Source organism: Pseudomonas reinekei (assembly GCF_001945365.1).
In the GTDB taxonomy this organism is placed as follows: domain Bacteria; phylum Pseudomonadota; class Gammaproteobacteria; order Pseudomonadales; family Pseudomonadaceae; genus Aquipseudomonas; species Aquipseudomonas reinekei.
This window is the reverse complement of record NZ_MSTQ01000010.1, coordinates 124,765-140,608: the sequence shown is the minus strand read 5'-3', so window position 1 is coordinate 140,608 and position 15,844 is coordinate 124,765. Positions and strand designations below refer to the sequence as shown.

Annotated in this window: 11 protein-coding genes and 1 tRNA gene; 9 read left to right on the top strand and 3 right to left on the bottom strand. The window is 60.4% G+C overall.

Going from position 1 to position 15,844, the window contains the following annotated elements; all coding sequences use genetic code 11:
- Window positions 1-135 precede the first annotated feature (135 nt).
- The 3 genes from pnp (at window position 136) to BVK86_RS17870 (ending at window position 2,940) form a co-directional block, all read left to right on the top strand.
- Entirely contained in the window at window positions 136-2,241 is a 2,106-nt protein-coding gene (gene pnp / locus BVK86_RS17880; RefSeq protein WP_007915263.1) for a polyribonucleotide nucleotidyltransferase, read from the top strand.
- 186 nt (window positions 2,242-2,427) lie between these two features.
- A tRNA-Thr gene (locus tag BVK86_RS17875) sits at window positions 2,428-2,503 on the top strand.
- Between the two features lie 131 nt (window positions 2,504-2,634).
- On the top strand, window positions 2,635-2,940 hold the full coding sequence (locus tag BVK86_RS17870; protein WP_075947675.1) for a DUF6388 family protein: 306 nt from the start codon (window positions 2,635-2,637) through the stop codon (window positions 2,938-2,940).
- Window positions 2,941-2,991: 51 nt separating this feature from the next.
- On the opposite strand, the gene nadC is transcribed toward BVK86_RS17870, so the two are convergent.
- Entirely contained in the window at window positions 2,992-3,840 is an 849-nt protein-coding gene (gene nadC / locus BVK86_RS17865) for a carboxylating nicotinate-nucleotide diphosphorylase (protein WP_075947674.1), read from the bottom strand.
- A 253-nt stretch (window positions 3,841-4,093) separates the two neighbouring features.
- Here nadC and BVK86_RS17860 point away from each other — a divergent pair, with 253 nt between their 5' ends.
- The 4 genes from BVK86_RS17860 (at window position 4,094) to BVK86_RS17845 (ending at window position 9,933) form a co-directional block, all read left to right on the top strand.
- The gene (locus BVK86_RS17860; RefSeq protein WP_075947673.1) at window positions 4,094-6,265 is read left to right on the top strand and encodes a DUF1631 domain-containing protein; all 2,172 of its coding nucleotides are present in this window, start codon (window positions 4,094-4,096) and stop codon (window positions 6,263-6,265) included.
- A 64-nt stretch (window positions 6,266-6,329) separates the two neighbouring features.
- A complete protein-coding gene (gene ampD, locus BVK86_RS17855) occupies window positions 6,330-6,890 on the top strand; it encodes a 1,6-anhydro-N-acetylmuramyl-L-alanine amidase AmpD (RefSeq protein ID WP_075947672.1) in 561 nt (186 codons plus the stop codon).
- Window positions 6,887-7,723, top strand: a complete 837-nt coding sequence (gene ampE / locus BVK86_RS17850) for a regulatory signaling modulator protein AmpE (protein WP_075947671.1) — start codon at window positions 6,887-6,889, stop codon at window positions 7,721-7,723. Before ampD ends, ampE begins: the two co-directional genes overlap by 4 nt.
- Window positions 7,724-7,902: 179 nt before the next feature.
- Window positions 7,903-9,933, top strand: a complete 2,031-nt coding sequence (locus BVK86_RS17845; protein WP_075947670.1) for a methyl-accepting chemotaxis protein — start codon at window positions 7,903-7,905, stop codon at window positions 9,931-9,933.
- 39 nt (window positions 9,934-9,972) lie between these two features.
- On the opposite strand, the gene BVK86_RS17840 is transcribed toward BVK86_RS17845, so the two are convergent.
- Both BVK86_RS17840 and cra read right to left on the bottom strand, forming a co-directional pair.
- A complete protein-coding gene (locus BVK86_RS17840; RefSeq protein WP_075947669.1) occupies window positions 9,973-10,749 on the bottom strand; it encodes a TatD family hydrolase in 777 nt (258 codons plus the stop codon).
- Between the two features lie 3 nt (window positions 10,750-10,752).
- Complete coding sequence (gene cra, locus BVK86_RS17835) at window positions 10,753-11,748, bottom strand: catabolite repressor/activator (RefSeq protein WP_075947668.1); 996 nt, start codon at window positions 11,746-11,748, stop codon at window positions 10,753-10,755.
- Between the two features lie 291 nt (window positions 11,749-12,039).
- On the opposite strand from cra, the gene ptsP reads away from it, so the two are divergent.
- Both ptsP and pfkB read left to right on the top strand, forming a co-directional pair.
- On the top strand, window positions 12,040-14,901 hold the full coding sequence (ptsP, locus tag BVK86_RS17830; RefSeq protein ID WP_075947667.1) for a phosphoenolpyruvate--protein phosphotransferase: 2,862 nt from the start codon (window positions 12,040-12,042) through the stop codon (window positions 14,899-14,901).
- Window positions 14,901-15,842, top strand: a complete 942-nt coding sequence (gene pfkB / locus BVK86_RS17825) for a 1-phosphofructokinase (RefSeq protein WP_075947666.1) — start codon at window positions 14,901-14,903, stop codon at window positions 15,840-15,842. Before ptsP ends, pfkB begins: the two co-directional genes overlap by 1 nt.
- Window positions 15,843-15,844: the final 2 nt, after the last annotated feature.

Here is a 15,844-nt window from a genome sequence, read left to right as displayed (position 1 = left end):
GGCAGGCTCCCAGCCTCAAGTTTTATCTGGATATACGTTTTTACCCTGGACAGCCGCCGGGCCGATTCCCGACATTGCCCAAGAATTTCGCAAGAAACCTGTTTCCCCAAGAGCCACAAAAGAAGGTAGGACACCGTGAACCCGGTAATCAAAAAATTCCAGTTCGGTCAGTCGACCGTTACCCTCGAGACTGGCCGTATCGCCCGTCAGGCCTCCGGCGCAGTATTGGTCACCGTTGACGACGACGTCAGCGTATTGGTGACCGTAGTCGGTGCCAAGCAAGCCGATCCAGGCAAGGGCTTCTTCCCTCTGTCTGTTCACTACCAGGAAAAAACTTACGCTGCCGGTAAGATCCCTGGCGGTTTCTTCAAGCGTGAAGGCCGTCCTTCCGAGAAAGAAACCCTGACTTCCCGACTGATCGACCGTCCGATCCGTCCACTGTTCCCTGAAGGCTTCATGAACGAAGTGCAGGTTGTCTGCACCGTCGTTTCCACCAGCAAGAAGACCGATCCGGACATCGCTGCGATGATCGGTACCTCGGCTGCCCTGGCCATCTCCGGTATTCCTTTCGATGGCCCGATCGGCGCTGCCCGCGTTGCCTTCCACGAAAGCACTGGCTACCTGCTGAACCCGACCTACGAGCAACAGGCTGCCTCGAGCCTGGACATGGTCGTTGCCGGTACTTCGGACGCTGTGCTGATGGTTGAATCGGAAGCCAAAGAGCTGACCGAAGACCAGATGCTGGGCGCGGTACTGTTTGCTCACGACGAGTTCCAGGTTGTGATCAACGCTGTCAAAGAACTGGCTGCCGAAGCTGCCAAGCCAACCTGGACCTGGGCGCCTGCGCCAGAAGCCACCGAACTGCTGGGCGCTATCCGTGCCGAGTTCGGCGAAGCGATCTCCCAGGCCTACACCATCACCGTCAAGGCCGACCGTTACGCTCGCCTGGGCGAGTTGAAAGATCAGGTTGTTGCCAAGCTGTCCGGTGAAGAAGGCCAGCCTTCTTCCAGCGAAGTGAAAGCGGCTTTCGGCGAAATCGAATACCGCACCGTTCGCGAAAACATCGTTAACGGCAAGCCACGTATCGACGGCCGCGACACGAAGACCGTGCGTCCGCTGAATATCGAAGTCGGTGTTCTGCCTAAGACCCACGGTTCGGCCCTGTTCACCCGTGGTGAAACCCAGGCCCTGGTCGTTGCAACACTGGGCACCGCCCGTGACGCACAACTGCTGGACACCCTGGAAGGCGAGAAAAAAGACCCGTTCATGCTGCACTACAACTTCCCTCCGTTCTCGGTAGGCGAGTGTGGTCGCATGGGTGGCGCCGGTCGTCGCGAAATCGGTCACGGCCGTCTGGCCCGTCGTTCGGTTTCGGCCATGCTGCCTGCCGCTGACGTGTTCCCGTACACCATCCGAGTTGTATCGGAAATCACTGAATCCAACGGTTCGAGCTCGATGGCTTCCGTTTGCGGCGCTTCCCTGGCCCTGATGGACGCTGGTGTGCCGATGAAGGCGCCGGTTGCCGGTATCGCCATGGGTCTGGTTAAAGAAGGCGAGAAATTCGCTGTTCTGACCGACATCCTGGGTGACGAAGACCACCTGGGCGACATGGACTTCAAGGTAGCCGGTACCGCCAAAGGCGTCACCGCGCTGCAGATGGACATCAAGATCAAGGGCATCACCGAAGAAATCATGGAAATCGCTCTGGGCCAAGCCCTGGAAGCGCGCCTGAACATCCTCGGCCAGATGAACCAGATCATTGGCCAGTCGCGTACCGAGCTGTCGGCTAACGCGCCGACCATGATCGCGATGAAAATCGACACCGACAAAATCCGTGATGTCATCGGTAAAGGCGGCGCGACCATTCGTGCGATCTGCGAAGAGACCAAGGCTTCGATCGATATCGAAGACGACGGCTCGATCAAGATCTTCGGCGAAACCAAGGAAGCTGCAGAAGCTGCCCGTCAGCGCGTTCTGGGTATCACCGCTGAGGCTGAAATCGGCAAGATCTACGTTGGTAAGGTTGAGCGCATCGTCGACTTCGGCGCATTCGTCAACATCCTGCCTGGCAAGGACGGTCTGGTTCACATCTCCATGCTGAGCGACGCTCGCGTTGAGAAAGTGACCGACATCCTGAAAGAAGGTCAGGAAGTGGAAGTGCTGGTACTGGACGTGGACAACCGCGGCCGTATCAAGCTGTCCATCAAGGACGTAGCAGCCGCCAAGGCTTCGGGCGTTTAATCAACCCCCCCAGGCTTTAGCGCAATAAAAATGCCCCACCGTGAAAACGGCGGGGCATTTTTTTGGTCTCCTGCTAAGGAACACGTCCCTCTCGCGCCAAGGGCGCGGGCCGAGCGCGGACGATCTTCTTATTTAACCGTGTTCGAAGTTGCCTGACTCTATGGTCAGTGCTAGGTTTAGCCCACCGCCCGTGTAGCTCAGCCGGTAGAGCAGCGCACTCGTAACGCGAAGGTCGCAGGTTCGATTCCTGTCTCGGGCACCAGCGATACGTTGTTTTCAGATGATCCCGAATGGTTCTGAAGGCCAGACAACCGCATTTCATACGGTTTTTGCGTCAGAGAGATCCTTGATGATCCAGATCCATCTTCCATTCCCCAGATCAAAGAGAACGCCATGAACGTTAAAGAATTGACCCAAGAAGCCAGACACGCAGAAGCGCTCAAGAAGTATTTGCTGGATTCGCCCCAGCTGGCTGATGAGATCAAAGACCTGCCCGCCGACGATCAGGCAGACCAGATTCAATGGGCGTTCGAAGACGAGGCAGAGTCCCAGGGACTGCAACCGTGGGAACTGACGCTCAAGTACACCTCAACCCCGGAAGAATTCGACGCTGCGCGCCTTGTGCTACACAAGGAAGCGGCTGAGGTGTTGGGTGTCGAGTGGGAAGAGTACTGCGAGATGAACAATCTGGTGGTCTGACAAAAACGCCAGCCTTCCCAAGGCTGGCGTTTTTCATTCTACGGTGTGCGATCAGAGGCTCAAACGCATCGACAGATCCACCGCCTTCACGTCCTTGGTCATCGCACCAATGGAAATGTAATCCACGCCGGTTTCGGCGATCGGCAGCAACGTTTTTTCGTTGATCCCGCCGCTGGCTTCCAGTTTTGCCTTGCCACCGTTCAGGCGCACGGCTTCGCGCATGTCATCCAGGCTCAACTCGTCGAGCATGATGATATCGGCGCCGGCCGCCAGGGCTTCTTTCAGCTCATCCAGGCTTTCCACTTCGATCTCTACCGGTTTGCCCGGGGCGATCTTGTGCGCGGCAGCGATGGCTTGCGGGATGCCGCCGCAGGCAGCGATATGGTTTTCCTTGATCAGGAAGGCATCGTACAGACCGATGCGGTGGTTGTGGCAACCACCGCAGGTTACGGCGTACTTTTGCGCCAGGCGCAGCCCCGGCAGGGTTTTGCGGGTATCGAGCAGTTTGACCTGGGTTTCGGATACGAAGTCCGCCAGGTATTGCGCGCGCGTGGCCACGCCGGAGAGCATCTGCAGGAAGTTCAGCGCGCTACGTTCGCCCGTCAGCAGTGAACGTGCCGGGCCTTCGAGATGGAACAGCGTCTGATTGGGTTTGACCCGTTCGCCATCGGCGACTTGCCAGTGCACTGCAACCCGTGGGTCCAGTTGCCGGAAAACCGCATCGACCCAAGCGGTGCCAGCAATGACAGCCGCGGCGCGGGTAATGATGGTGGCTTTGGCCAGGCGTTCGGCCGGGATCAGCTGCGCGGTGATGTCGCCGCTGCCGATGTCTTCATGCAACGCACGGCGTACGTTGGCTTCGATTTCGGCGGTCAGATCGGCGAGACGTAGATTCGGCATAACGGACTCCACAAACAAAGTGGCCCGATTATAGGGCCATGGCGCGAAGCAACCCAAGGCATCCGAAGGATTGCCGGCGCTCTGAAACGTGCATTTGGTCGATTCCTGCAAGCAAATGCCGTTGGAGCAGGTCTGAATTTGATGCCGTGGTTACGGGTCGCTGGCACAACGTATGTCTTTTGCAAGATAATCGCGCCTTGCAATTGACGTCATGACTTTGACGATTTGAAGAATGACCGCTTCAGGGGGCTGGATGCACAACGACGGGAATGTAGTGCCTTTGCACAAGGCGACTACCGATCAGGCGATTCAATCGCCGCTCACCCGCCTGCCTGTGATTCTGCTTCAGGTGCGCGACAAGGCGGTGTTGCAGCTTCGACATGGCTTGCAGGCGCTCTTCGATAATGCCGACGACATCCTGTTCGAAATGACCGACCGAGCGAGTGATAGCGCCGAACAGAACACTTACTTCCAGGCGATGCGCGACTTGCGCCTGAAGCGTAAAAGCATCGAACGGCTTTTTTTTGAACAGATCTTCGAGGCATTTGCCCGCCTTTCCCGGTATGACGTTACGCACGCGAGCGCCACGTTGGCGCCTGCAGGGGGGGCGCGGCCCGATGATGCGTTGGAACGCACCGTTGCAGTGGAGGCCATGGTCAACAAAGTGTTGAACCGTGACGGCATGGCGCTCGACCAACTCACCGCTCGCCTCAGCATGCTGCTGGGCAAGGCACTGATTGAGCAGCATAACCCCCTGGGGCCGACGCTGTTGTGCGAGTTTTTCCTGCAGGCCGGGCGCAATCTCGGGGTGGGGATCAAGGTCAAGTTGATCATCCTCAAATTGTTCGAACGCTATGTGCTCAGTGATGCTGATCGGCTCTACGGCGAAGCCAATCGGTTGCTGATGGCCATGGGCGTGTTGCCCAATCTCCAGCCGGCGCCGGCGCGGCCGCTTGTGGCGCGTGCCGCCACCCCTGTGGCTGCCGAAACGCAACCTCCAGCTCCTGACGAAAGCCTGCCACCCGTGTTCCTGGCGTTGCAGGAACTGTTGTTCCACGTACGCGGCAGTCTCGCGCCGATCCTTGAGGCCCGTGCGCCGGCGCAACCGATTTCCAGCCGGGACTTGTTGCGACTGCTTTCGTACTTGCAGCAACACGTGCCCAAACCCGCAGAACAGGACGATTTCGATCTGCGCAATCAGCTAGAGCAGTTGCTGACACGTGTCAGTGTAAAAAGTGGCAAGTCGCGCGTGGTGGCGGTGGCGGACGAGGATGTGATCAACCTGGTCGCCATGCTGTTCGAGAGCATTCTCGCCGACCGCAACCTGCCCGACCGCCTCAAGGCATTGGTGGGCCAGCTGCAAATCCCGGTGGTCAAGGTAGCGGTACTCGACAAGAGTTTTTTCAGTCGCAGCACTCACCCCGCCAGACGCCTGCTCAATGAAATAGCCAGTGCCGCGCTGGGGTGGAGCGGCGGCGACGAGGTTCAGCGCGATAGCCTGTACTTGCGCATCGAGCAGGTGGTGACGCGTCTGCTGAACGACTTTGACGATGACCCGGCGATTTTTTCCGATCTGCTGGCTGACTTCCTCGCATTCACCCGTGATGAACAGCGCCGCAGTGATTTGCTGGAGCAGCGCACCCGCGATGCGGAAGAGGGGCGCGCCAAAACCCGGTTGGCCCGTCAGCATGTCGAACAGGCTTTGAACCAGGCGCTGTTGGGTAAAAACCTGCCTCGCGGCGTGCTGACGTTTGTTCAGGATGCCTGGAGCAAGGTGTTGCTGCTGACCTGCCTCAAGCACGGTGACCAGTCGACGCAGTGGCACGCGGCTGTGCAGACCATGACGCAGTTGATCTGGAGCGTTCAGCGCCATGCCGAAGCTGACGCGCGTTCGCGCTTGCTGACACTGGTTCCGGGCTTGCTCAAGGCGTTGCGGGAGGGCTTGAGTGGTTCGGCGTTTGATCCATTCGCCACCAGTGAGTTTTTCAGCGAACTGGAAGGCTTGCATGTTCAGCTGTTCGAGCCTGAATCGCACTCGGCAAAGGACGCGCCAGAGTTGGTCGAAGTGCTCGAAACAATCGTTTTGCAGTCAGCCGACGAAGGCCCGGCTCAAGCCTCCCCGGTGCCGTTGCCGGCGGAGGATATCGGGATGCGGCAGGTGGATCTGTTGCGCCTGGGTTGCTGGGTCGAGTTCCAGGAGGATCAGGACACTACGCTGCGCTGCAAGCTGGCGGCGATCCTCGACGCGACGGGCCACTACATTTTCGTCAACCGCACCGGCATGAAGGTGCTGGAGCGCAGCCGCACCGACCTGGCCCTGGAGTTTCGTCGCGGCGCGGTGCGTACACTCGATGACACCTTGCTGTTTGATCGGGCGCTGGAGTCGGTGATCGGCAACTTGCGACGCCTCGAACGCGGCAAGTGATCGCGTCCCGGGGGGCTATCGCGGCATACTGGGGGTCAACACACTTGTCGTTGAAGGAATCGGTATGCTGTTGGACCACGCGAGCGGTTGGTGTCAGGACGTGCGTTTGTGCCCCTCGCCCAACTTCAATGCGCGCCCCGAGGGCGAAATCTCCCTGCTGGTGATCCACAACATCAGCTTGCCGCCGGCACAATTCGCCACGGGCAAGGTGCAGGCGTTTTTCCAGAATCGTCTGGATGTCACGGAGCACCCCTACTTTGAGGGGATTGCCGACCTGCGGGTGTCCGCGCATTTTCTGATTGAGCGTGACGGTGCCATCACCCAGTTTGTCTCTTGCCTTGAGCGCGCCTGGCACGCTGGCGTTTCGAACTTCGAGGGACGGGAAACCTGTAACGATTTTTCCGTGGGCATCGAACTGGAGGGCACGGATGATCTGCCGTTCACCGATGATCAATATCGCGCGTTGACCGGCCTGACCCGGCAGCTGCAGGCGGCGTTTCCGGCGATCACTGCACAACGGATCTGTGGACATAGCGACATCGCCCCCGGACGCAAGACGGATCCGGGACCGGCGTTCGACTGGGCACGCTATCGTGCGGCCTTGGCAAATGAGGATGGACAATGAGTTTTCTGGTGTTGCTGTTGGCGGTCTGGATCGAGAAGTTTTCGGCCCTGCGCCATCGGGTTCAACGCGACGCGGGCTGGGTTCGCGAGCTGCACAAGCTTGAGATCAGCCCGCGTCTGGTAAAGCGTCCGTGGCTGGTTTTGGCGATCCTGGTGCTGTTTCCTGTTGCGCTACTGGGTTTGCTGCTGCTGGTGATTGAACCGGTGGCTTACGGTCTGCTCGCCTTGCCGGTGCACCTGTTAGTGGTGATTTACAGCCTGGGGCGCGGTGATCTGCTGGGCGGTCTAGGGCCATTTCGCGATGCCTGGCGCCGGGAAGACCTGCAAGCGGCCGCCCATGTCGCCAAGCGCGACCTGGACATTTGCGCCGACAGCGGCGAGCAGTTGCTGGAACGGGTCGAAGGGCATTTGCTGTGGGAGGCTTACCAGAGCTTTTTCGCGGTGATTTTCTGGTACTTCCTGTTGGGACCGGTCGCGGCCTTGAGCTACCGCCTGCTGGCGTTGGCTGAAGAGCACGGGAAAAACCCGGCCGTGGTCGAGCGTGCGGGACAATTGCGTCACGCCTTTGATTGGGTGCCGGTGCGCTTGCTGGCCGCAAGTTTTGCCTTGGTCGGCAACTTTGTCGCTGTCAGCCGCGTGATGTTGCATGAGCTGCTGAACTGGAACATCAGTGCCGCTCAGTTGATCGAGAAGGCCGGGCGGGTGGCCGCTGAAATTCCTGCGCCGGTGGCCGGACCTGACGGCATCAATAATCTGGACCGGCTCTGGGAGTTACTGCTGCGGGCGGCGGTGCTTTGGTATGCCGGTTTCGCCTTGTGGACTGTCCTGCCCTGAATCCTCTGATGCCTGTGGCAGGCTGCGTCTGCTGCCACAGGCCCTCGTTTGACTCCCGTTAACCTTAAGTTACAAAACCCCCTGCCGATTTAAGCTATACAGAGATAGCGCCGAATAGTGGCTATCTGCTTTCTCGCTGCGCCTGCCAATAACAATAAGAAATCCAAGGGAGACTTCCAGTGAAGAGCTTGCTCTATCCCGCCGTCGCGCTAATGAATCGCCTGAGCTTCGGCATGAAGTTCAGCCTGATCAGCGTTCTGTTCCTGGTGCCAATGCTGGTGACCAACTTCTATCTGGTGCGTGATTCCTATCGCGAATTCCAGGGCACCCGGATTGAACTGCAAAGCCTCGACCTGTTGGGCAGCAGCCTGACGCTGCGACGCGATCTGGAAACCCTGAACAATTTGGTGCAGATCAACGTTGCCCTCGGCCAGTCCGGTAAGGCCGCGAATATCGAGTCGCAGATCAGCAGCCTGGAACAAAGCGTACTGACGCGTCTGCAAGGGCTGACGGCGATGAGCAGCGAACCGGAGCAAATCGCGGTGTTCGATGGCAAGCGCGATGAAATGATCGCCGCGTTCAAGGCACAGCAAACGGAAAAATCCCTGCAAAGCAAAAGTGCGCTGACAGGCAAGCTGGTGGGCAATGCCCAGCTTTTCAGTCAGCTCATTGCCAGTCAGGCTGGCCTGAGCCTCGACAACCAAAGTGACATGCGCCAGCTCAGTGAGTTGGTGACCAGCGTCACGCCGCGCATCACTCAGGTTCTGGGTGAAGGCCGGGCGATGGGCGCGTCCTCGCTGGGGCAAGGTTTTCTCAACTCGGCGTCGAGCAACCGATTCGATGAGCTGTTGGGGCAGATCGAAAAACTCCAGGCCGAGTACGGTCTGAAATTGCAGGACGCGACGAATTCCAGCAAAGCGGCGACGCAAACCCTGGCTGCTCAGGCTGACAGCAGCAGAGCGTCATTGAAAAAGGCCAGTGAGCTGTTCGAAGAACAGGTGGTGATGGCCGACACGCTCGATGCGCCATGGCAGGCTTTCTATGATCAGGTCACCGTCCTGATGGACAAGACCTACCAACTCAACGAAGACACCCTGAAGTTTCTCGGCACCCAGTTGCAGCAGCGCCTGGACCAGAATCGCACCCACATGATCCTGCAGGCCGTGGCGTTGGCAGTGGTGTTTATCCTGATCTTCTATCTTTACGGCGGTTTCTACGCGTCCACCCGTACCACCCTCAAACGTCTGGGTGGGGTCATGGACAAAGTGGCGGCCGGCGACATGACGGTAACTTTCAGTGCCAATAGCCGCGACGAATTGGGCGAGTTGGGCGAGGTGTTCAACGGCACGGTGAAGAGAATCCATGACCTGATCGAGCGCGTCGGGCAGACCGTCAGTGAGGTCGAGCGCCAGGCCGGGCAAGTGGAGAGCGTTTCGGCGCAAAGTAACCAGGCTGTGGCCGGACAACGCACGCAGATCGAGCAGGTGGCCACGGCGATGAACCAGATGTCGGCGACGTCCCTGGAAGTGGCGCGCAGTGCCGCCGCGGCGGTCAGCAGCGCCCACAGCGTCAACGATGAAACCATCAGCGGGCGAGGGCTGGTGCAGTCCCAGCAAGGCAGCATCGCGGCACTGGCCAGTGAGATCGATCAGTCGGTGTTGGTGATCAATCAGCTGGCCAGTGACAGCCAGTCCATCAGCCGCGTGCTGGAAGTGATCAAGAGCATCGCCGAGCAGACCAACCTGCTGGCGCTGAACGCTGCGATCGAGGCGGCACGGGCCGGTGAGCAAGGGCGCGGGTTTGCCGTGGTGGCGGACGAGGTCCGGACCCTGGCCAAGCGCACCCAGCAATCGACCGAGGAGATCGAGCAGATGATTGCCAAATTGCACGGCGGTGTCGGTGCGGCAGTCAAGGCGATGGGCGTCAGCCATGAGATGGCAAGTGGCACCGTGGGACAGTCGGAAAAGGTCCAGCTTGCGCTGGAAAACATCCTTGGTGCAGTCGGCATGATCGTCGACCAGAATCAGCAGATCGCCGCCGCCGTGGAGCAACAAACCGCCGTGGCGCACGACATCGATCAGAACATCGTCGAGATCAACCGCGCCGGCGAGCGCACCGCTGAAGGCGCGCACCAGACCGAGGACGCCAGCCGCGCGTTGTCGGCGCAGGTGGTGGAGCTGAAACAGTTGATCAGCGCGTTCCGCGTTTAACCGACATCCGGTAATCCTGTTATTTCGGGCTGTCTGGAATTACCAGTTGAATAACTCACGGGCATTGACCGTGCTGGCGGCGGCCAATTGTTCGGGGCTGATGGCCATGATCTCGGCCAGTGCGGCACAGATCGCCGGCAAGTGCGCCGGGCTGTTGCGTTGGCCGGGGAACATGGCGGGCGCCATGTCCGGTGAGTCGGTTTCCAGCACCACCGAGTCGAGCGGCAGCTCGGCGAGTACCCGGTGCATGCGCAACGCCTGGGGCCAGGTCGCGGCGCCGCCGAGACCCAGTTTGAAACCCAGCTTGATGTATTCGCGCGCCTCTTCCTTGCTGCCGGCGAAGGCGTGGATGATCCCGGTACGTTTCACCTTGAAGCGTTTCAGCGTGGCGATCACCGCCGCGTGGCTGCGTCGCACATGAATCAGCGCCGGTAGATTGAAGTCCACCGCCAGTTGCAGTTGTGCGTCGAACAACGCTTGCTGACGCTCTCGGTCGAGGGTTTCGATGAAGTAGTCGAGGCCGATTTCGCCCACTGCACACACCTGTCGGTGACCGGCCAGACGGCTTAGCCAGTCACCGAGTTCGCGCAAGTCTTGCGGTCGATGATCGTCCAGATACACCGGATGTAAACCGAACGCCGCATGCAGGTCGGGATCGTTCTGCACCAGTTCCCAGACCCGTTGCCAATTACCCTGATAAACCCCCAGCACCACCATTTGCCGGACTCCAAGGGCGCGGCTTTCGGTCATCAGCGCCTGACGATCCGCGTCGAAGTCGGGAAAATCCAGATGCGTGTGGGTGTCGATCAGGTCCATGGCTCAGTCCTGACGGATACGTTGTTTGAACGTCCGTGGAATGGCTTGCACGCCGGGTTGGTAATCGGACTGCTCGATGGCCGCCAGGGCCAGCGCCAGGGCTTTGTCGGCGATCAGTTGATGTTGCTGGGCCATGGCATTGACCGGCAGCGGCAGGAAGTCCAGCAATTGGGTGTCGCCGAACGTGCCGAGGCGCAGCGGACGGTTTTTCAGCGGGAAGTCGTGCAGCGCGTCGAACACGCCTTGAAGCAGGACGTAGGACGTGGTCACCAGCGCTTCGGGAAGATGCCCTACACGCTGAAGTAATTCTTCCATCAGCTGTTTGCCGCACTCACGGCTGAACGACTCGCCGTGTTCGATCAACACTTCGCCGTTGTAGTCGGTCAGTGCCTCCTTGAAACCAGCGGCGCGTTCCTGGCTGATGCTCAGCTCGGGACGCGCGCCGATCAGGGCAATCTGTTTGGGCAGCGGGTCGAGCAGGCTTTGAGTCAGGTGCAGGCTGGCTTCGCGGTCGTCACTGATCACCGAGCAGAAATGTTCGGGCTCCATGACCCGGTCGATGGCGATGATCGGCAGACCCTTGGCCTGCAATTGCCGATAGCTGTCGTCGCCGGGTGGCAGGCAACTGGCAACGATCAACGCATCACAGCGCCGGGCGCGGAACAGTTGCAGCAATTGCCGTTCGCTGTCCGGCGCATCGTCGGAACTGGCGATCAGCAGCTGATAGCCGCGAGCCCGCGCGCCTTGCTCCAGCAGTTTGGCGATTCGCGCGTAACTGGGGTTTTCCAGATCCGGCAAAATAAAGCCCAACGTCCGGGTATGCCGGCTGCGCAGGCCGGCGGCCTGGGGATTGGGTGTGAAGCCGTGCAGTTCGACCACCGCGCGAACGCGCTCGACGGTGGCGCTGCTGATGCGTTGCTGTTCGGCCTTGCCATTGATGACGTAGCTGGCGGTGGTAACGGACACACCGGCCAACTGGGCTATATCACTGAGTTTCAACCCGCAATTCCTTGTTTTCTCGAGCTTGCCTCGACATTTTCGCCAATCCTAACCGATTCGGGCAGTCGACCATGGTCACAACGCATCCGACAAGTTGGGCTTCAACGATGGAACATAATCGAGTAACGTGCCAATCATTCTAGATTAAACGTTTCAGCAGGCGTATTTTCTAGGTTATATACGCTTTGGAAGGTTCTGCCGCGAAACCGCCAAAGATTGTTTTCAGACAAAAGCCTAAGCTGAATCATTCAAAACAATACCTGGCACCCAAGGTGCCAAAAAGGAGAAAGCATGCTCGAGCTCACCATAGAGCAGATTTCCATGGGCCAGTCGGCTGTGGATAAGTCCGCAGCGTTGCAGTTACTCGCCGGGCATCTGGTCGCTGACGGCCTGGTGGCCGACGGTTATCTCGCCGGCCTGCAGGCCCGTGAAGCCCAGGGCTCGACCTTTCTCGGTCAAGGTATTGCCATTCCCCACGGTACGCCACAAACCCGCGATCAGGTATTTACCACCGGTGTGCGGCTGATGCAGTTCCCCGAAGGCGTCGATTGGGGCGACGGGCAGACCGTTTACCTGGCCATTGGTATCGCCGCCAAATCCGACGAACACCTGCGCCTGTTGCAATTGCTGACCCGCGCCCTTGGCGAGACCGATCTGGGGCAGGCCCTGCGACGCGCCAGTTCTGCCGAGGCCTTGCTTAAACTGTTGCAAGGCGCGCCGCAGGAGTTGGCGCTGGATGCGCAGATGATTGGCCTGGGCGTTGCCGCTGAAGATTTCGAAGAGCTGGTCTGGCGCGGTGCTCGATTGCTGCGCCAGGCCGATTGCGTGAGCAACGGTTTTTCGGCGGTGTTGCAACAGGTCGAAGCGCTGCCGCTGGGCGACGGCTTGTGGTGGCTGCACAGCGAACAAACGGTGAAGCGTCCAGGACTGGCCTTCGTCACCCCCGACAGACCGCTGCGCTATCTCGGCCAACCCCTGCACGGGTTGTTTTGCCTGGCGAGTCTGGGCGAGGCCCATCAGGTGTTGCTCGAGCGTCTGTGCGCTTTGCTGATTGAAGGTCGCGGCCATGAATTGGGTCGTGCCACCAGTTGCCGGGCGGTGCTGGAAGTGCTCGGCGGTGAAGTGCCGGCGGATTGGCCAAGTACGCGCATCGCGCTGGCCAACGCCCATGGATTGCATGCGCGCCCGGCGAAGATGCTTGCGCAATTGGCCAAAAGCTTTGACGGCGAGATTCGCGTCCGCATCGTCGATAGTCAGGACAGCGCGGTGTCGGTGAAGAGTTTGAGCAAGTTGCTCAGCCTCGGCGCTCGTCGCGGCCAAGTGCTGGAAATCATCGCCGAACCAAGTATTGCCGCCGATGCCTTGCCAGCGCTGCTGGCCGCGATCGAAGAAGGCCTGGGTGAAGAGGTCGAACCGTTGCCACCGGTGACACAGCCCCGGGAAGAGATCATCGAGGTGGCCCAAGTGCTGCTGGCACCGGCCTCCGGCAGCCTGGTGCAGGCCATCGCCGCCGCGCCGGGAATCGCCATCGGCCCGGCGCATATTCAAGTCCTGCAAAGCATCGAGTACTCGCTGCGCGGTGAGTCGGCCGCGATTGAGCGCGAGCGTCTCAAGCAAGCGCTGGCGTCGGTGCGTCATGACATTCAGGGCTTGATCGAACGCAGCAAGGCCAAGGCCATTCGCGAGATTTTCATCACCCATCAGGAAATGCTCGACGATCCGGAACTGACCGATGAAGTCGATAGCCGTCTCAAGCAGGGTGAAAGCGCCGAAGCGGCGTGGATGTCAGTCATCGAAGCTGCGGCCAAACAGCAGGAAGCCTTGCAGGATGCCTTGCTCGCCGAACGCGCTGCCGATTTGCGCGATATTGGCCGGCGTGTGCTGGCGCAACTGTGCGGCATCGAAACCCCGAGCGAGCCGGATCAACCGTACATTCTGGTGATGGATGAAGTCGGCCCGTCCGATGTGGCGCGTCTCGATCCTACCCGCGTGGCCGGCATTCTCACCGCCCGTGGCGGCGCCACGGCCCACAGCGCGATTGTTGCGCGAGCGTTGGGGATTCCGGCACTGGTCGGTGCCGGGCCCGCGGTGCTGTTGCTGGCGCCGGGTACGCCGTTGTTGATCGACGGACAGCGCGGTCGCCTGCACGTGGATGCCGATGCCGCGACCCTGCAACGCGCCACCGAAGAACGCGATACCCGCGAACAGCGTTTGAAGGCCGCCGCCGAACAACGCCATCAACCGGCGTTGACCACCGACGGTCATGCGGTCGAAGTGTTTGCCAACATAGGTGAGAGCGCCGGCGTGACCGGCGCGGTCGAGCAGGGCGCCGAAGGCATTGGCCTGCTGCGCACCGAACTGATTTTCATGGCCCACCCGCAAGCGCCCGACGAGGCGACCCAGGAAGCCGAATACCGGCGCGTCCTCGACGGCCTCGCCGGGCGGCCGCTGGTGGTGCGCACCCTCGATGTCGGCGGCGACAAACCGCTGCCGTATTGGCCGATTGCCAAGGAAGAAAACCCTTTCCTCGGCGTGCGTGGCATTCGCCTGACGTTGCAACGTCCGCAGATCATGGAAGCGCAATTGCGCGCCTTGCTGCGCGCCGCCGACAACCGTCCGTTGCGCATCATGTTCCCCATGGTCGGCAGCGTCGATGAATGGCGTCAGGCACGAGACATGACTGAACGCTTGCGCCTGGAAATCCCGGTCGCGGACCTGCAGCTGGGGATCATGATCGAAGTGCCGTCGGCGGCATTGCTGGCGCCGGTACTGGCCAAGGAAGTCGATTTCTTCAGCGTCGGCACCAACGACCTGACGCAATACACCCTGGCCATCGACCGTGGTCATCCGACACTGTCCGCTCAGGCCGATGGCCTGCATCCGGCGGTGCTGCAACTGATCGACATCACCGTGCGCGCGGCCCATGCCCACGGTAAATGGGTCGGCGTGTGCGGCGAATTGGCGGCGGATCCCCTGGCCGTGCCGGTGCTGGTTGGCCTCGGTGTGGACGAACTCAGTGTCGGTGGTCGCAGCATCGCCGAGGTCAAGGCGCGGATTCGCGAACTCAGCCTCACCCAGACTCAAATGCTTGCCCGAGAGGCGCTCGCCGTGGGCAGCGCCAATGAAGTGCGCGCCTTAGTGGAGGCCCTGTAATGGCCCGGATTCTTACCCTGACCCTTAACCCGGCGCTCGACCTCACTGTCGAGTTGTCGCGCCTGGAGCCCGGTCAGGTCAACCGCAGCGACACCATGCACACCCACGCGGCCGGGAAAGGCGTGAACGTGGCGCAGGTGCTGGCGGACCTGGGCCATCAGCTGACGGTCAGTGGTTTTCTCGGTGAAGACAATCTGCAAGCGTTCGAAACCCTGTTCGCCAAGCGTGGTTTTGTCGATGCGTTCATCCGTGTTCCCGGCGAAACCCGTAGCAATATCAAACTGGCGGAAAGCGACGGTCGCATCACCGACCTCAATGGTCCGGGACCGATGGTCAGCGCGGCGGCGCAGCAGGCGCTGCTCGAACGCCTCGATCAGATCGCGCCGGGCCACGACGCCGTCGTCGTGGCCGGCAGTCTGCCGCAAGGCGTCAGCCCGCAGTGGTTGCAGGCGCTGATTCTGCGATTGAAAAACCTTGGTTTGAAGGTCGCTCTCGACACCAGCGGCGACGCGTTGGCGGCTGCGCTCAAGGCCGGTCCGTGGCTGATCAAGCCGAACACTGAAGAGCTCGCGCAAGTGCTGGGCTGCGAGGTGATTTCGGTTCTGGCTCAAGCCGAAGCAGCGAATCGCTTGCACGCCCAGGGCATCGAGCATGTGGTGATTTCCCACGGTGCCGAGGGTGTGAACTGGTTCAGCGTCGGCTCGGCGCTGCATGCCACGCCGCCCAAAGTCAGTGTCGCCAGTACGGTGGGTGCGGGTGACTCGCTGCTGGCGGGCATGCTCCACGGTTTGCTCAGCGCCGACACGCCTGAGCAAACCTTGCGCACGGCCACGGCGATTGCCGCAATGGCGGTCACCCAGATCGGTTTCGGTATCAGCGATACGGCGCACCTGGCGCAGCTCGAACAGGGCGTGCGCGTGCGTCCCCTGACAGAACAATAAGA